The sequence below is a fragment of the Pseudophaeobacter sp. A-200-2 genome (genome assembly GCF_041008815.1).
GTDB classification, from domain to species: domain Bacteria; phylum Pseudomonadota; class Alphaproteobacteria; order Rhodobacterales; family Rhodobacteraceae; genus Phycobacter; species Phycobacter gallaeciensis_A.
Genome location: NZ_JAXGFU010000011.1, coordinates 1 through 15,342 on the forward strand (window position 1 = coordinate 1; position 15,342 = coordinate 15,342).

A 15,342-nucleotide genomic window follows, 5' to 3' on the forward strand; every position below is an offset into this window, starting at 1 on the left:
CGCCGGCCCCCCCCCCCCCCCCCGGGTCACCCCCCCGGGGGGGCCCCCCCCCCGGCCGGCGGGGGGGGGGGCGCCCCCCCGCCGGGGGCCCCCACGCCCAACGGGAGGGCGGCTTTTCAAAAGCTGACCGACGTGCGGGAGCCCGCCCTTGCGATTCAGAATGCCAGTTCGGCAGCGGGACGGATGGCGCCGCAATCGATATTACGCCGGTTCAGAAGCGGCGCATTCAGATATTTGCGAGTTTCCGGGTGATCCGCCTCCAGAACGCCAAGCCCCACCAGAATGGCTGCAATGGCGCATTCGCTGGCCCGGGTTGCGCCATCGGTGATCTTCAGCGCAACGCCCAGCTGCTGCTCGGGCAGGATGGCGACGAACACCGCCTCTGCCCCGGTCTTGATCGCCACCCGGCCGCCCATGGCGCGCATCAGGTTGGTGCAGGCCCGGGTTTCCCCGGCGACCAGCTCGGGGTGTTTCGCCATCGCCGCCACCAGCTGCGCCGCCCCTTCAGAGGCCCGGTCGGACCGTGTGTGCGCCGAGGCAAACCAGCCCATCGCCCGCGCCAAACCGTGCACGGTGGTGGCAAAATTCGGCGCCGAGCAGCCATCGATACCATATCCGGGGCTCTCCAGTCCGGTGACCTCTTCAAAGGCAGACAGGCAGGCCTGCTGCACCGGGTGATCGATCTCGACATAATCCGCCCCACCGCCAAGATGCTGGTTCAGGGTCAGGAAGCCCGCGTGTTTGCCCGAGCAGTTGTTGTGCACCTGGCAGGGGCTTTGATCGGTCTTGATCAGCTCATTGCGCGCCGGGATGTCGGCCGGTTCCTGCGGGCCGCAGCGGAAATCACTATCCGCCAGCCCCAGCTGACCGAGCCAGGCATTGACCCGGTCGGTGTGGATATGGGCGCCATTGTGCGAGGCACAGGACAGCGCCAGCTGCTCGGATGTCAGCCCGTATTTTGCGGCGGCGCCAGAGGTCATCAACGGCAGCGCCTGGATCATCTTGGCCGAGCTGCGCGGATAGATCACCGCCTCCGGGTCACCCCAGCTGCGCACGATCTGGCCGCTGGCGTCACAGATGACCGCATGCCCCAGATGCAGGCTTTCCAAAAGGGAGCCACGCCAGATCTCGGCCATAGGTACGGGTTTATTCATGATATCTGCCTCGCTTCTTGGCGAAATCCTGCCAAAACGCACTTTCGCTCGTGGTGATTGTTACGTTAGTGTGCTTCAGTAAGGCAAGCAGGGGAAACGGGCAAAGACGGCGGTCACAACGCTGCCAGACCCGGTACGATCTCCCTGAAATTGAGGTTATGACAGTCTTGGAGTCGGGACAAATGGCATCGAAACTCGCCCGCTTGGCCGCGGGCCTGTGTGTGGCCGCATTGGCCACCAGCGCGAACGCACAGCAAGCAAAAACGGATAACCGCGTTGGCGCCAACGTGGATTGGAGCGTTTTTCAGGGCGAAAACCCAACCGAATGCTGGGGCGTTTCCGCCCCCAAGGAAACCGTCAACACACGTGATGGTCGGGTTGTCGCCGTGCGCCGCAGCGACATTCAGCTGTTCGTACTCTATCGCCCGGATGACAGTGACAAAGGTCAGGTCAGCTTTACCGGTGGATACCCCTTCGCGCCCGGATCGACCGTCAACATGGTGATCGGGGATTCCGAATTCGAACTCTTCACCGAAGGTGAATGGGCCTGGCCCGCGACCCCAGCGGATGATGCTAAAATCATCACCGCGATGAAACGGGGATCAGACGCGGTGCTGACCGCCCGTTCGGCTCGCGGCACCCAAACCAAGGACCGGTTCTCCTTGCTTGGGTTTACTGCCGCAGTCGAGGATGCGGAAAAGCGCTGCACCCAGTAATTAAGCCGGGCCTTTCGCATAAAAGTACCGTTTTGCCCCGGCCGCGACAGCAGTCGGGGCTTTTGCTATCGCCCCACCCCAAGCCTCTTTGCAGTGCTATCTGGGGAGGAAATCTTTTGATCTTTGGTCAAACTCCTATATAGAGCCGCATCCAGCCCATAATTCCGAGTCGCCCTGCCATGACCGCCAACGCGCCGATCACCCAAGACGTTCTGACCCTGCCCCGCAAACAGCCCGAGGGCGGCAAGATCAACCTTGTGGGTCTCACCCGCGAGCAGATGCGCGCGGCGCTGATCGAGCACGGCACGCCGGAAAAGCAGGCCAAGATGCGGGTCGGGCAGATCTGGCAATGGATCTACCAATGGGGCAAACGCGACTTTGCGGAGATGACCAATCTCGCCAAGGCCTACCGCGCCCAGCTGGCCGAGCATTTCGAAATCACCATCCCCGAGATGGTCAGCAAGCAGGTGTCGACCGATGGCACCCGCAAGTATCTGGTGCGCATTGCTGGCGGGCACGAGGTCGAGGTGGTCTATATCCCCGAGGAAGGCCGCGGCACCCTGTGTATTTCCAGCCAAGTGGGCTGCACCCTTACCTGCTCCTTCTGCCACACCGGCACCCAGAAACTGGTGCGCAACCTGACGGCGGGTGAAATCGTCGGGCAGGTTATGATGGCGCGCGACGATCTGGAGGAATGGCCGGTGCCCGGCGCCCCCAAAGACGAAACCCGTCTGTTGTCGAACATCGTTCTGATGGGCATGGGCGAGCCGCTTTATAATTTCGAGAACGTGCGCGATGCGATGAAGATCGCCATGGATCCCGAGGGAATTTCCCTGTCGCGCCGCCGGATCACCCTGTCGACCTCGGGCGTGGTGCCGGAAATCGCCCGCACCGCCGAGGAAATCGGCTGCCTGCTGGCGGTGTCCTTTCACGCCACCACGGATGAGGTGCGCAACAAGCTGGTGCCGATCAACAAACGCTGGAATATCGAGGCGCTGCTGAACGCGCTGCGCGATTATCCGCGGCTGACCAATTCCGAGCGCATCACCTTTGAATATGTGATGCTGAAGGATGTGAATGACACCGATGAGGATGCCCACCGTCTGGTGGAGCTGATCAAGGGCATTCCGGCCAAGGTGAACCTGATCCCGTTCAACGAATGGCCCGGCGCGCCCTACAAACGGTCGTCGAACAATCGCATCCACGCCTTTGCCAATATCATCTACCAGGCAGGCTATGCCTCGCCGATCCGCACTCCGCGCGGCGAGGATATTCTGGCGGCCTGCGGTCAGCTGAAATCGGCCACCGAACGCGCCCGCAAAAGCCGCAAGCAGATCGAGACTGAGACAGGCACGTCGTCCTGAGGCTGGTGATAGGCCGACTGAGAAAAGGCAGACCGCAACACCGGTCTGCCGAAACGCGCGAGACGGTATTTCTATAGGTACAGAATATCGCCTTCAGTCAGAGACCCGGTAAAGCCTTCCAGCCGTATCTCGAACCAGGAACCGTAACTGAGCACTGTGTCTCCGCCATCCTGCTGGACGGTCAGTTCACCAAAATATTCAGGATCGACCTGCGCAACATCGATTACATCGACGCCGGATGTGAAATCGGTGATGGTATTCGCATCGTAGAAATCATCGTCCGTAAAGACGAAGACATCCGCGCCGCCGCCACCGGTCAGGACGTCATCTCCGTCGCCACCGTTCAAAATGTCGCTGCCGCCGCCTCCCAGCAAGCGGTCGTTTCCGTTGCCACCCTCAAGGGTGTCCGCGCCCCGCGCACCGGTCAACCGATCGTCACCGCCACCACCGAAGATCTGGTCATGTCCGCCGCGTCCGTGGAGCACATCGGAATCGTCCTCGCCGCCCGAGTAGTCTTCCTCTCCGATGCCGCCATAAAGTACATCACTGCCGCCACCACCATTCAGCTTGTCATTGCCGAGTCCGCCGATCAGCGTGTCCTGTCCTGCGCCGCCGCGCATCACGTCTTTTGCTTCGCGGCCGATGAGCTGGTCGTCTCCCCCGCGCCCCACCAGCACGGTGGCCTGATCGGTGGAGACCATCACATCGTCCTCACCCGTCGCGCGGATCTTGACCTTGCCCGCGCGATTGAGCCCAACATTCCAACCTTCAAAGGCGCTGGCGTCACCATAGATGTTCTGCAGAGCCTGGGCGTCCATTGTTCCGAGATCCGTGACGCTGTAGCCATCATAGCTGTAGGTCATCACGGTGTTTTCCTGATTATCCAGGCTCTCTTTCAGGGTCAGATCCCCGTCATGCGGATGCTTCAGCCCCATCGAATGCCCCAACTCGTGCAGCATGGTTTCGTATCCATAGCTACCGGGGCTGAGTGCGCTGGTCCCGATCGCAAGGTCCCCCTGACTGGTGTGACCGTCCTGAGATAGCGCGATATCGGCCCAGCCGCCCGCACTGCCACCGTTGAAACCGAAGACATTGACCATGGCCGGGCCGTCCACCTCGACGAACCGTATCCCGGCAGTGGCCTCAAACTCTTCTGTCACCTGCCGGAAATAACCGCGCTGCACCTCACTGAAGGACCAGTAAGAGCTCGCGCCATAGGGATCTGTCGATACCGGCGCCAGATCCTGCGTTTCGACGAAACTGTAGGTGACAACGACCTGCGTGCCCACGGATGTCTGTCCGTTCCAGCGAAAGACGTCATCGTCCAGATAATATAATAGGGCCGAATAATCGGATACCTCAGACATCCCAATCTCCACACACCAATTCCACGCATCAACGTTTCGTCAGGGAATGTGGCTGCCATGCGGCTTGAGATTGGCGGAAACCGCGCAGTTCAGCGCACCTTTAATAAGTTTTTAATAATTTCAGGGATTAAACGGGAATGATTGAGGTCCGAATATCGCCATTTAGCGAAATGGGCTGCCTCATTTTTTCCTATATTCGGGTGCAATTTCGCCATTTGGCTAGAACAGTTTCGATTCTGAAAACAATGCTGTTGAAAAGGGAATCGCAATGCAACAGGAACCCATCGAAACCCGCACTGTTGGCGCCATTGAACCGGGCGTTCTGACCATGATCCGTGATGAGCGAGAAAAGGCACTGAGCACCCGTGAATGGCAATTTCGCCTGCGTGGCTATGGCTATGGCATCAAGACGATCGAAGGCGAACAGATCCTGACCCGTCTGCCCCAGGGCATCGCGGTTGGCGTGTTGCCGCCGGAGTTTTTCTGAGCAGCCCGCATCCCCCACGCATTGGTGACGGATACGGTGCAGCCAAATTTGGATCGACAGCCTGACTACAGATCGCGGTCCGGCAAAGCGCCGCGCGCCGGAGCAGGCTCCCAGTTATCGATAATCTCCACGGCCTCTTGTGCCGTTTCGACGAACCGGAACAGATCAAGATCCTGATCGGAAATGGTCCCGGCATCCGCCAGGGCCTCCCAGTTGATGATCTTTTCCCAGAACGCGCGCCCGAATAGAATGAAGGGCACCCGTTCCATGCGGCCGGTCTGGATCAGGGTGAGGCTCTCGAACAGCTCATCCAGGGTACCAAAGCCACCCGGAAAAACGGTGATCGCCCGGGCCCGCATCAGAAAGTGCATCTTGCGCACCGCGAAATAGTGGAAGTTAAAGCTGAGATCCGGCGTCACATAGAGGTTCGGTGCCTGCTCATGCGGCAGAACGATGCCAAGGCCGATCGAATGCCCCCCGGCATCGCTGGCACCGAGGTTACCTGCCTCCATCACGCCCGGCCCGCCGCCCGTCACGATGACATTGTGCTGTCCAACAGTCTCCAGGGATGTCAGCGTCATCAGCCGGGCAAATTCCCGCGCCTCATCGTAGAAATGAGAAAGATCCGCAAGGGTCTGCGTGCGGGCCTGCTCCTTGTTTTGCGGGCTGGGAATGCGCGCGCCGCCGAACATGACGATGGTGCTTTCGATCCCCTTTTCATCCAGCAACAACTGCGGTTTCAAAAGTTCCAGCTGCAACCGCACCGGGCGCAGCTCGTCCCGCAGCATGAATTCATTGTCGTCAAAGGCCAGCCGATAGGACGGGGACCGGGTCTGCGGCGTATGCGGCAGATGTTCGGCCCGGCTCCGGTCGGATTGGGCGTCGGGAAACCGGCTTTTGCGATCGTCGCTCATGTGAAAAGACCTGCATGTTATGCTCAACTGCTGCCCTGTCTATCGTTGCCCTGCCTCCGGCGCCAGCCCGCACACACCGCTCGCCCCTTGCACCCGGAGCGAACTGGCGTAGTCTCCCGCCGAAAGACAAGAAAAGGCGGACGATATGGATTGGACAGGCGATATCGCAGCAGCGGCAGAGCGCATTCGGGACCACGTGCAGGTGACCCCCGTGTTGCAGACGAAAGGGTTTGATCTGGACCGGCCGATCGAGCTGAAGCTTGAACACATGCAGCACACCGGCAGCTTTAAGGCGCGTGGCGCCTTCAACACACTGCTCAGCTGTGATGTTCCAGATGCAGGCATCGTCGCAGCCTCGGGCGGGAACCACGGCGCGGCAGTGGCCTATGCCGCCAGCAAACTGGGTCATCGCGCCCGCATCTACGTGCCCGAGATGGCAGGCCCCGCGAAAATTTCACTGATCCGCGACACCGGCGCCGATCTTCAGGTGGTGCCCGGTGCCTATGCCAATGCGCTGGAACTGGCGCAGGCCTATGAACAGGAAACAGGCGCCATGCAGGTGCATGCCTATGATGCGCCCGGCACCGTGGCGGGTCAGGGCACCTGTTTCGCCGAATGGCAGGATCAGGGGCTAAAGGCCGACACCGTGGTGATCGCGGTCGGCGGTGGCGGGCTGATCGCCGGCGCACTGGCCTGGTTCAATGGCACCAAGAAGATCGTCGCGGTCGAACCCGACACCTCCTGCGCGCTCAATGCCGCCCTTGCCGCCGGGGCACCAATCGATGTTGAGGTTTCAGGCGTCGCCGCAAACGCGCTTGGCGCCAAACGCATTGGGTCGATCTGCTATGATCTGGCACAGGCGCGCGGCGTCACATCGGTCACGGTTCCGGACGAGGCCATCACCCGCGCGCAGCATACCCTGTGGCGCGAGCGGCGCATCCTGACCGAACCGGCGGGCGCAACAGCGCTGGCGGCGCTGATGTCCGGCGCCTACCAGCCCGAGCCCGGCGAACGCGTGGCCGTGCTGGTCTGTGGTGGCAATATCGCCCCAGATCCGCTGCAGCCGCAGGGCTAAGGCTTGCGGCAAGGCCAAAGGCACCCTATCGCAGGGCCATGACCGCCACGATCGCAGACAGGATCTATACCGCGCTGAGCGAGCGCATCGTCACCGGGCAATTGCCTGCGGGCGAAAAGCTGCGTCAGGATCATATCGCCCGCGAATTCGACACCAGCCATGTGCCGGTGCGCGAGGCGCTGTTGCGGCTTGAGGCACACGGGCTGGCACGGTCAGAGCCGCGCCGGGGCACCCGCGTCAGCGCGCTGGATCCGGCCGAGATCCGCGAGGTGATCGAAATGCGGGTGGCGCTGGAGGTGCTGGCGCTGACCCATGCCTTCCCCCGGCTCAGCGACGCCGACATCGCCGCCGCCGACACAGCCCGTATCGCCTGCGACGAGGCCGAGGACATGGCCAGCTGGGAACGGCTCAACCGCCAGTTCCACCGCATCATCCTGGCACCCTGCGGGATGCCGCGGCTGCTGGCCTCGATCGACGATTTGCACATCGCAGCGGCCCGGCACCTGTTTGCCAACTGGCAGCACCAGTGGCGGCAGCGCGCCGATAAGGACCACGCCGCCATCATACAGGCCATGATGCGCCGCGATGCGGCAGCGGCCTGCGAAATCCTGCGCCGCCACCTGCGCCGGGTGCGATAGATCGTCTGAGGACGCTCAAAGCCGCTGTTTCACCGCAATCCGCACATGACCTTCCCCCCGAATACCGCTATGAAAGCGCGAAACGACATTCTTGCCGGAGATACACGCATGTCCAACGCACAGCTGGAAACCGCAATCGAAGCCGCCTGGGAGGCTCGTGACACCATCACCCCCGCCACCACCGGCGAGCAGCGCGAAGCAATCGAAGATACGCTTAACGCGCTCGACAGCGGCAGCCTGCGCGTGGCCGAAAAGCTGGAAAACGGCGACTGGCATGTGAACCAATGGGCCAAGAAGGCCGTGCTGCTGGGCTTCCGCATCAAGGACATGGAAATCCAGTCCGGCGGCCCGCAGGGCTCTGGCTGGTGGGACAAGGTCGACAGCAAATTCCTGGGCTGGGGTGAAAACCAGTGGAAGGCCGCAGGCTTCCGCGCCGTGCCGAACTGCGTCGTGCGCAAATCCGCCTTCATCGCGCCGGGTGTGGTCCTGATGCCCTCCTTCGTGAACCTCGGCGCCTACGTCGATGAGGGCACCATGGTCGACACCTGGGCCACCGTCGGCTCCTGCGCACAGATCGGCAAGAACGTTCACCTCTCGGGCGGCGTCGGCATCGGCGGCGTTCTGGAACCCATGCAGGCCGGCCCCACCATCATCGAGGACAACTGCTTCATCGGCGCCCGTTCCGAAGTGGTCGAAGGCTGCATCGTGCGCGAAGGTTCGGTGCTGGGCATGGGCGTCTACATCGGCAAGTCGACCAAGATCGTCGACCGCGAAACCGGCGAAGTGATGTACGGCGAAGTGCCGCCTTACTCGGTCGTGGTCTCCGGCTCCATGCCGTCGAAGAACGGCATCAACCTTTACTGTGCGGTAATCGTGAAGCGCGTCGATGCGCAGACCCGCTCCAAGACCGGCATCAACGAGCTGCTGCGCGACTGATCCCGGCCTTGACTGGCACTGTTGGAAACGCGCCCCCTCCGGGGCGCGTTTTTCGTTAGAGGATGCCCGGCAGGTTCAGCTGGTGCTCACGCGCGCAGTCCTTGGCGATCTCATACCCTGCATCTGCGTGGCGCATGACGCCAGTGGCCGGATCGTTCCACAGCACCCGTGCGATACGGCGGTCGGCGTCCTCGCTGCCATCGCAGCAGATCACCACGCCGGAGTGCTGCGAAAAGCCCATGCCAACCCCGCCGCCATGGTGCAACGATACCCAGGTCGCGCCCGAGGCGGTATTGAGCAGCGCATTCAGCAGCGGCCAGTCCGACACCGCGTCGGATCCATCCATCATCGCCTCCGTCTCGCGGTTGGGCGAGGCGACCGAGCCGCTATCGAGGTGATCGCGGCCGATGACGACCGGCGCCGACAACTCGCCATTGCGGACCATCTCGTTGAAGGCCAGCCCCGCCCGATGCCGGTCGCCAAGGCCGATCCAGCAGATCCGCGCAGGCAGGCCCTGAAAGGCGATCCGCTCCTGAGCCATATCAAGCCAGCGGTGCAGGCCCTCGTTCTCGGGGAACAGCTCTTTCATCTTGGCGTCGGTCTTGCGGATATCCTCGGGATCGCCCGACAGGGCGCACCAGCGGAAGGGACCAATGCCCCGGCAGAACAGCGGGCGGATATAGGCGGGCACGAAACCGGGGAAGTCAAAGGCGTTTTCCAGCCCCTCCTCCAGCGCCATCTGGCGGATGTTGTTGCCATAATCGACTGTGGGAATGCCCATCGCGTGGAACTGGCACATCGCCTCCACCTGCACCTTCATCGAGGCACGGGCGGCCTTTTCCACCGCTTTAGGGTCTGTTTCTCGCTTCTGCTTCCACTCGCCCATGGTCCAGCCCTGCGGCAGGTAACCATTCACCGGGTCATGGGCCGAGGTCTGGTCGGTCACCAGATCGGGGCGGACGCCGCGCGCGACCAACTCGGCAAAGACATCCGCCGCATTGCCCAGAAGGCCAACGGATTTTGCCTCTCCAGCGGCGGTCCAACGCTCGATCATCGCCAGGGCCTCGTCCAGCGTCTCGGCTTTCTCATCTAGGTATTTCGTGCGCAGGCGAAAATCGATGCTGTCGGGGTTGCATTCCACCGCCAGACAGCAGGCGCCCGCAAAGACCGCTGCCAGAGGCTGCGCACCGCCCATGCCGCCAAGTCCGCCAGTCAGGATCCACTTGCCACGCATATCGCCGCCATAGTGCTGGCGGCCCGCCTCGGCAAAGGTTTCATAGGTGCCCTGCACGATGCCCTGGGTGCCGATGTAGATCCAGGACCCGGCGGTCATCTGGCCGTACATCATCAGCCCCTTTTTATCGAGTTCGTTGAAATGGTCCCAGTTGGCCCAATGCGGCACCAGGTTCGAGTTGGCGATCAACACGCGCGGCGCATCCTTGTGGGTCTGGAAGACGCCAACGGGTTTGCCCGATTGCACCAGCAGGGTCTGATCTTCTTCGAGCGCGCGGAGGTTGTCGACGATCAGATCGAAGTCCTTCCAGGTCCGCGCCGCACGCCCGATACCGCCATAGACCACCAGTTCGTGCGGATTTTCCGCCACATCCGGGTGCAGGTTGTTCATCAGCATCCGAAGCGGCGCCTCGGTAAGCCAGCTTTTTGCGCTGATCTCGGGGCCGGTGGGGGGATAGATATCGCGGTTGTTCTTGCGGGGATCGCTCATGTCGGCCTCCAGGTTTTCAGATCGGTGAGAATACGGCTCAGATGCGCCTGCAGCCGGTCAGCGCGGACAGCGTCATAGGTCCAGGGCGCCTGTTCAAGGCAATAGCAGCGCTGCGCCAGTTCCATCTGGATCGCATGCAGGCCTTCTACAGGGCGGCCATAGTGGCGGGTGGTCCAGCCACCTTTGAAGCGCCCGTTCAGGATCGCGGTGTAGCCTTCCGCCGCCTCGCAATGGGCCAGGGTCAGCGCCTCGATCGCCGGATCGCAGGTCGTGCCCATATTGGTGCCCACGTTGAAATCCGGCAGCGGCCCGCCAAAGAGGAAGGGAATTTCGCCCCGGATCGAATGGCAGTCATAGAGAATGGCAAAGCCGTGCTGTGCCCTGACCCGCTCCAGCTCTGCCCCAAGCGCGGCGTGATAGGGCGCGTGATAGGCGTCGCGGCGGCGGGCAATCTCTGCTTCGTCCGGCTCAGCCCCTTCTGTCCAGATCGGGCGCCCGTCGAAATCGGTCAGCGGCACCAACGTCGTGGTGTTCTGCCCGGGATACAGGCTGGCACCCGCCGGATCGCGATTCACGTCGATGACATAGCGATGGACCGGGGTGCGCACGGTGGTGACCTCTTCCACCAGCCCCGCGTAAAGGTCGTGAATATGCCAGTCGGTATCGGCCAGTGCCCGACCCACCTCGTTCAGCCCCGCCCGGATGTCCTCCGGGACGTCGGTGCCTGTATGCGGCAACCCCAGCACCAAAGGGGAAGAGCCACGGGTAACATCGATCATCGCGCCACCTCGGTTCCGGCCGCCCGGGCGATGTCACCGCTGCGGATCATGGCGCTGGCGGCCTCAATCTCGGGGGCGAGGTAGCGATCTTCGGCGAGCGGTGGGATCTCCGCCCGCAGCGCCTGCAGCACGTCCGTCAGCCGATCAGAGGTCACCAGCGGTGCCCGTGCCTCGACCCCTTGGGCGGCGCAGAGCAATTCGACGCCAAGGATCACAGACAGATTCGCGTTCATCCGCCCCAGCCGCAGTGCGCCATGGGCGGCCATCGACACATGATCTTCCTGATTGGCCGAGGTCGGTGTGGAATCGGTGACACAGGGATTGGCCAGATGCTTGTTCTCGCTCATCAGGGCCGCAGTCGTGACCTCGGCAATCATGAAACCGGAATTGAGCCCCGGATCGGGAGTCAGGAAGGGCGGCAGGTCAAAGGACAGCGACGGATCCACCATCAGCGCCACGCGGCGCTGCGCGATGGCACCGATCTCCGCCACGGCGAGGGCAATCTGATCAGCGGCGAAGCCAACGTATTCGGCGTGAAAATTGCCGCCCGACACGATCTTCCCGGCCTCGACCAGCACCAGCGGATTGTCAGTGACGGCGTTCGCCTCGATCTCCAGCGTTGCGGCAGCCATCCGCAGCACGTCCAGCGCCGCGCCCAGCACCTGCGGCTGACAGCGGATGCAATAGGGATCCTGCACCCGGCTGTCGCCATCGCGATGGCTTTCACGGATCTCGCTGCCACTCATAATGGCGCGCATCTCGCGGGCGACATCGATCTGTCCGGCATGCCCCCTGAGCGCGTGAATATCCGCGATCAGCGGCGCGGTGGACCCCATGATCGCATCCGTTGTCAGCGCTGCCACCACGATGGAGGCTTCGGCCAGACGCCAGGCATCGAACAATCCGGCAAGAGCGCAGGCGGTGGAAAACTGGGTGCCGTTGATCAGGCCCAGCCCTTCCTTTGGCCCCAGAACGATCGGCTCCAGCCCCGCCAGTTCCAGCGCCCTGGCGCCGGGCATGCGCGCCCCGTCATAGGTGGCCTCGCCTTCGCCGATCATCACCGCCGCCATATGCGCCAGCGGCGCCAGATCGCCCGAGGCGCCGACAGAACCTTGCGAGGGCACCACGGGAATGACCCCGCGCGCCAGCATAGCCTCGATCTGGGCGATCACCGCCCAGCGCACACCGGAGGCGCCCCGTCCCATCGAGAGCAATTTCAGCGCCATCATCAGACGGGTGCGGTCTGCGGGCAGCGGATCGCCAACACCGCAGCAATGGCTGAGGATCAGATTGCGTTGCAGCGTGGCCGTGTCTTCTGGCGCGATCCGGGTCGAGGCGAGTTTGCCGAATCCGGTGTTGATGCCATAGACCGGCGCATCGCCCGCTGCGGCCTCTGCCACCATCCGGGCCGCAGCCTCGACAGCGGAGCGCGCCGCCGGGTCCAGCCGGACCGGGGTGTCAGAGCGATACAGGGTTTCGAGCGTTTGCAGCGTCACCGCGCCCGGGGTCATCTCAATCATGGTCTGCCTTCGAAAATACGTGCGTGGAGCGGGTTGAACCCGATGCGATAGGACAGCTCGGCCGGACGGCTGACGTTCCAGATGGCCAGATCAGCGCGCAGGCCCGCCGCGATGCGGCCGCGGTCCGAAAGGCCCAGCGCCTGTGCCGCGTGGCAGGTCACCCCGGCCAGCGTCTCTTCCGGGGTCATGCGGAACAGCGTGCAACCCATGTTCATTGCCATCAGAAGCGAGGTCATCGGCGAGGAACCGGGATTGCAGTCCGTTGCCAGCGCCATCGGCACGCCGTGGTCACGAAACAGCGCGATGGGCGGCGCCTGGGTTTCCCGGATCGTGTAATAGGCACCGGGCAGGATGGTCGCGACACTACCTGCCCCGGCCATTGCCGCAGCATCCGCCGCATTGGCATATTCAAGGTGATCGACCGACAGCGCCCCATATCGCGCGGCCAGCGCGGTGCCGCCCTGATGGCTCAGCTGCTCGGCATGCAGTTTGACCGGCAGACCCAGTTCCTGCGCGCAGGCAAAGACCTGTTCGATCTCTGCCGGGGAGAAAGCGATGTTTTCGCAAAAGCCATCCACCGCATCGACCAGTCCTTCGGCATGGGCCGCGCGCAGGGTGGGCAGGCAGACCTCCTGCAGATAGGCCCCAGCGCGGCCGGTGTATTCCGGCGGCACGGCGTGGGCGCCCAGAAAGGTCGTGATGACTGTCACCGGGCGCATCTGCCCCAACCGGCGGGCGGCACGCAGCATTGTCAGCTCAGCCTCGCGGTCCAGCCCATAGCCGGATTTGATTTCGACCGTGGTGATCCCTTCGGCGATCAGCGCATCCAGACGCGGCAGGGCGCTCGCAACCAGTTCCTGCTCTGACGCGGAGCGAGTGGCCGAAACGGTCGAGACGATGCCGCCCCCGGCACGGGCGAGTTCTTCGTAGGATGCGCCGTTCAGACGCATTTCGAACTCCTGCGCCCGGTCACCGCCGAATACAAGGTGGGTGTGGCAGTCGATCAACGCGGGCGTCAGCAGCCGCCCTTCGAGATCCTGCCGGTCCCAGTCTGCGTAGGTATCAGGCAGGTCAGCCTCAGCTCCGATCCAGTCGATCAGGCCATCCTTGATGGCGACAGCCGCTGCGGGAATCAGCCCATAAGGCGCGCGCCCCTGCACCAGCGTGGCAGCAGGTCCTCCGGTCAGCACGTATCGGGATGCGTCAGTCATCAGCCCCTCACAAAGTTCTTGATGCAGGATTGATATGAGCATATTCATATTATGTCTATACATAAGGTGATCAAATGCAGACAATTTTTGCACGGCAGACCCGCACCCCATCGGGATGGGTTCAGAACGTCCGGCTGAGGATTGAGAATGGAGCCATTGCAAAGATCACCGCCAATGCGACGCCCGGCGATGGGGATGCCCGCGTCGACACGCTGCTGCCGGGGCTGGCCAACCTGCACTCGCATAGTTTTCAGCGGGCGATGGCGGGGATGAGCGAATACCGCGCCGCCGGGCAGGACAGTTTCTGGACCTGGCGACAGCTGATGTATCGCTTTCTCGACCACCTCAGCCCTGAGCAGTATCAGGCCATCGCTGCGCTGACTTTCATGGAGATGCTTGAGGCCGGGTACACCGCCGTGGGTGAGTTCCACTATATCCACCACCAACCCGGCGGCGCCCTCTATGACGACCCAGCCGAGCTGAGCAACCGGGTCTTTGCCGCCGCTGACGAGACCGGTATCGGCCTGACGCATCTGCCGGTTTTGTATTCCTATGGCGGGGCTGGGCAGCAACCTCTGACAGGTGGACAATTGCGGTTCGGTAATTCGGTGGACGGGTTTGCCGATCTTGTGGCGCAGGTTCGCAGAAATGCTGACCGAGACCTGCCCGCCGACACCCGCGTTGGCATCGCTCCGCACTCCCTGCGCGCCACCAGCCCCGAAGATCTGGCAGAGGTCCTGAAGATCCAAGACGGCGCGCCGGTCCATATCCATATCGCCGAACAACCCGCCGAGGTGAAGGATATCCAAGACTGGCTGGGCTCTCGTCCTGTCGAATGGCTGCTGAACAACGCGCCGGTGGGCAAGGACTGGTGCCTGATCCACGCCACCCATATGACTGAGGCGGAAACGCGGGTATTGGCCACATCAGGCGCGGTCGCGGGGCTGTGCCCGATCACCGAAGCAAATCTGGGCGATGGCCCGTTTAATGGGGCGGAGTATCTGGCCCATGGCGGGCGCTTCGGGATCGGATCGGATTCCAATATCCGCATCGCCCTGCCCGAAGAGCTGCGCCAGCTGGAGTATTCCCAGCGCTTGCGCGATCTGGCCCGCAACGTGATGACCCCGGGACCGGGGTCCGTCGGCGACACCCTGTATCTGGGCGCCGCCCGGGGCGGGGCGCAGGCGCTGGGCCGCGCCGCCGGACAGATCGAAACCGGGGCGCTGGCCGATCTTATTGCCGTCGACACCTCTCTGCCTGCTCTCTGTGCGCTGACGCCCGAACAACTGCTGGACGGTCTGTGCTTCGCCGCGGGTGACGGCGCCGTCACCGATGTCTGGAGCGCCGGACGTCATCAGGTGAAACAGGGGCGCCACCTGGGCCGGGAGCAGATTCTGGCCGCCTTCCGCGACGCAGTGCAGTCCTTGCGCGCCGCACTCTGACCGCGCGACTTTACAA

The 15,342-nt window shown here is 63.0% G+C and carries 14 protein-coding genes; 7 read left to right on the forward strand and 7 right to left on the reverse strand.

What is annotated here, in order from left to right:
* Positions 1–155 precede the first annotated feature (155 nt).
* Positions 156–1,154 carry an asparaginase gene (locus SM766_RS16730; RefSeq protein ID WP_274831660.1) on the reverse strand — a complete coding sequence of 333 codons (999 nt, stop codon included), beginning with the start codon at positions 1,152–1,154 and terminating at the stop codon, positions 156–158.
* A 182-nt stretch (positions 1,155–1,336) separates the two neighbouring features.
* Between SM766_RS16730 and SM766_RS16735 the strand changes: the two genes are divergently transcribed.
* A complete protein-coding gene (locus SM766_RS16735; protein ID WP_274829412.1) occupies positions 1,337–1,870 on the forward strand; it encodes an invasion associated locus B family protein in 534 nt (177 codons plus the stop codon).
* 179 nt (positions 1,871–2,049) lie between these two features.
* The gene (gene rlmN, locus SM766_RS16740) at positions 2,050–3,234 is read left to right on the forward strand and encodes a dual-specificity RNA methyltransferase RlmN (protein ID WP_368948513.1); all 1,185 of its coding nucleotides are present in this window, start codon (positions 2,050–2,052) and stop codon (positions 3,232–3,234) included.
* 71 nt (positions 3,235–3,305) lie between these two features.
* Here the strand turns inward: rlmN and SM766_RS16745 are convergent, their stop codons facing one another.
* Positions 3,306–4,601 (reverse strand): type I secretion protein, encoded by a 1,296-nt coding sequence (locus tag SM766_RS16745; protein ID WP_368948514.1) that lies wholly within the window; start codon positions 4,599–4,601, stop codon positions 3,306–3,308.
* Positions 4,602–4,869: 268 nt separating this feature from the next.
* On the opposite strand from SM766_RS16745, the gene SM766_RS16750 reads away from it, so the two are divergent.
* The gene (locus tag SM766_RS16750) at positions 4,870–5,088 is read left to right on the forward strand and encodes a hypothetical protein (RefSeq protein ID WP_065272181.1); all 219 of its coding nucleotides are present in this window, start codon (positions 4,870–4,872) and stop codon (positions 5,086–5,088) included.
* Positions 5,089–5,153: 65 nt separating this feature from the next.
* Here the strand turns inward: SM766_RS16750 and SM766_RS16755 are convergent, their stop codons facing one another.
* Positions 5,154–6,002, reverse strand: coding sequence for an LOG family protein (locus tag SM766_RS16755; RefSeq protein ID WP_274829409.1), 849 nt, complete (start codon positions 6,000–6,002; stop codon positions 5,154–5,156).
* Positions 6,003–6,147: 145 nt separating this feature from the next.
* Here SM766_RS16755 and SM766_RS16760 point away from each other — a divergent pair, with 145 nt between their 5' ends.
* The 3 genes from SM766_RS16760 (at position 6,148) to dapD (ending at position 8,651) form a co-directional block, all read left to right on the forward strand.
* Complete coding sequence (locus SM766_RS16760; protein ID WP_368948515.1) at positions 6,148–7,077, forward strand: threonine/serine dehydratase; 930 nt, start codon at positions 6,148–6,150, stop codon at positions 7,075–7,077.
* A gap of 38 nt (positions 7,078–7,115) precedes the next feature.
* Entirely contained in the window at positions 7,116–7,715 is a 600-nt protein-coding gene (locus tag SM766_RS16765; RefSeq protein ID WP_368948517.1) for a GntR family transcriptional regulator, read from the forward strand.
* 108 nt (positions 7,716–7,823) lie between these two features.
* A complete protein-coding gene (gene dapD / locus SM766_RS16770; RefSeq protein ID WP_065273668.1) occupies positions 7,824–8,651 on the forward strand; it encodes a 2,3,4,5-tetrahydropyridine-2,6-dicarboxylate N-succinyltransferase in 828 nt (275 codons plus the stop codon).
* 55 nt (positions 8,652–8,706) lie between these two features.
* Here the strand turns inward: dapD and hutU are convergent, their stop codons facing one another.
* From hutU to hutI, 4 genes are read right to left on the reverse strand one after another with little or no spacing between them, the layout of a single operon-like run.
* Positions 8,707–10,374 carry a urocanate hydratase gene (gene hutU / locus SM766_RS16775; protein WP_368948518.1) on the reverse strand — a complete coding sequence of 556 codons (1,668 nt, stop codon included), beginning with the start codon at positions 10,372–10,374 and terminating at the stop codon, positions 8,707–8,709.
* Complete coding sequence (hutG, locus tag SM766_RS16780) at positions 10,371–11,153, reverse strand: N-formylglutamate deformylase (RefSeq protein ID WP_368948519.1); 783 nt, start codon at positions 11,151–11,153, stop codon at positions 10,371–10,373. Before hutG ends, hutU begins: the two co-directional genes overlap by 4 nt.
* Positions 11,150–12,673, reverse strand: coding sequence for a histidine ammonia-lyase (gene hutH, locus SM766_RS16785; RefSeq protein WP_368948520.1), 1,524 nt, complete (start codon positions 12,671–12,673; stop codon positions 11,150–11,152). Before hutH ends, hutG begins: the two co-directional genes overlap by 4 nt.
* Positions 12,670–13,884 carry an imidazolonepropionase gene (hutI, locus tag SM766_RS16790; protein ID WP_368948521.1) on the reverse strand — a complete coding sequence of 405 codons (1,215 nt, stop codon included), beginning with the start codon at positions 13,882–13,884 and terminating at the stop codon, positions 12,670–12,672. The genes hutH and hutI overlap by 4 nt, the downstream gene beginning before the upstream one ends.
* Before the next feature lie 74 nt (positions 13,885–13,958).
* On the opposite strand from hutI, the gene SM766_RS16795 reads away from it, so the two are divergent.
* Positions 13,959–15,326 carry a formimidoylglutamate deiminase gene (locus SM766_RS16795; RefSeq protein ID WP_368948522.1) on the forward strand — a complete coding sequence of 456 codons (1,368 nt, stop codon included), beginning with the start codon at positions 13,959–13,961 and terminating at the stop codon, positions 15,324–15,326.
* Positions 15,327–15,342 lie beyond the last annotated feature (16 nt).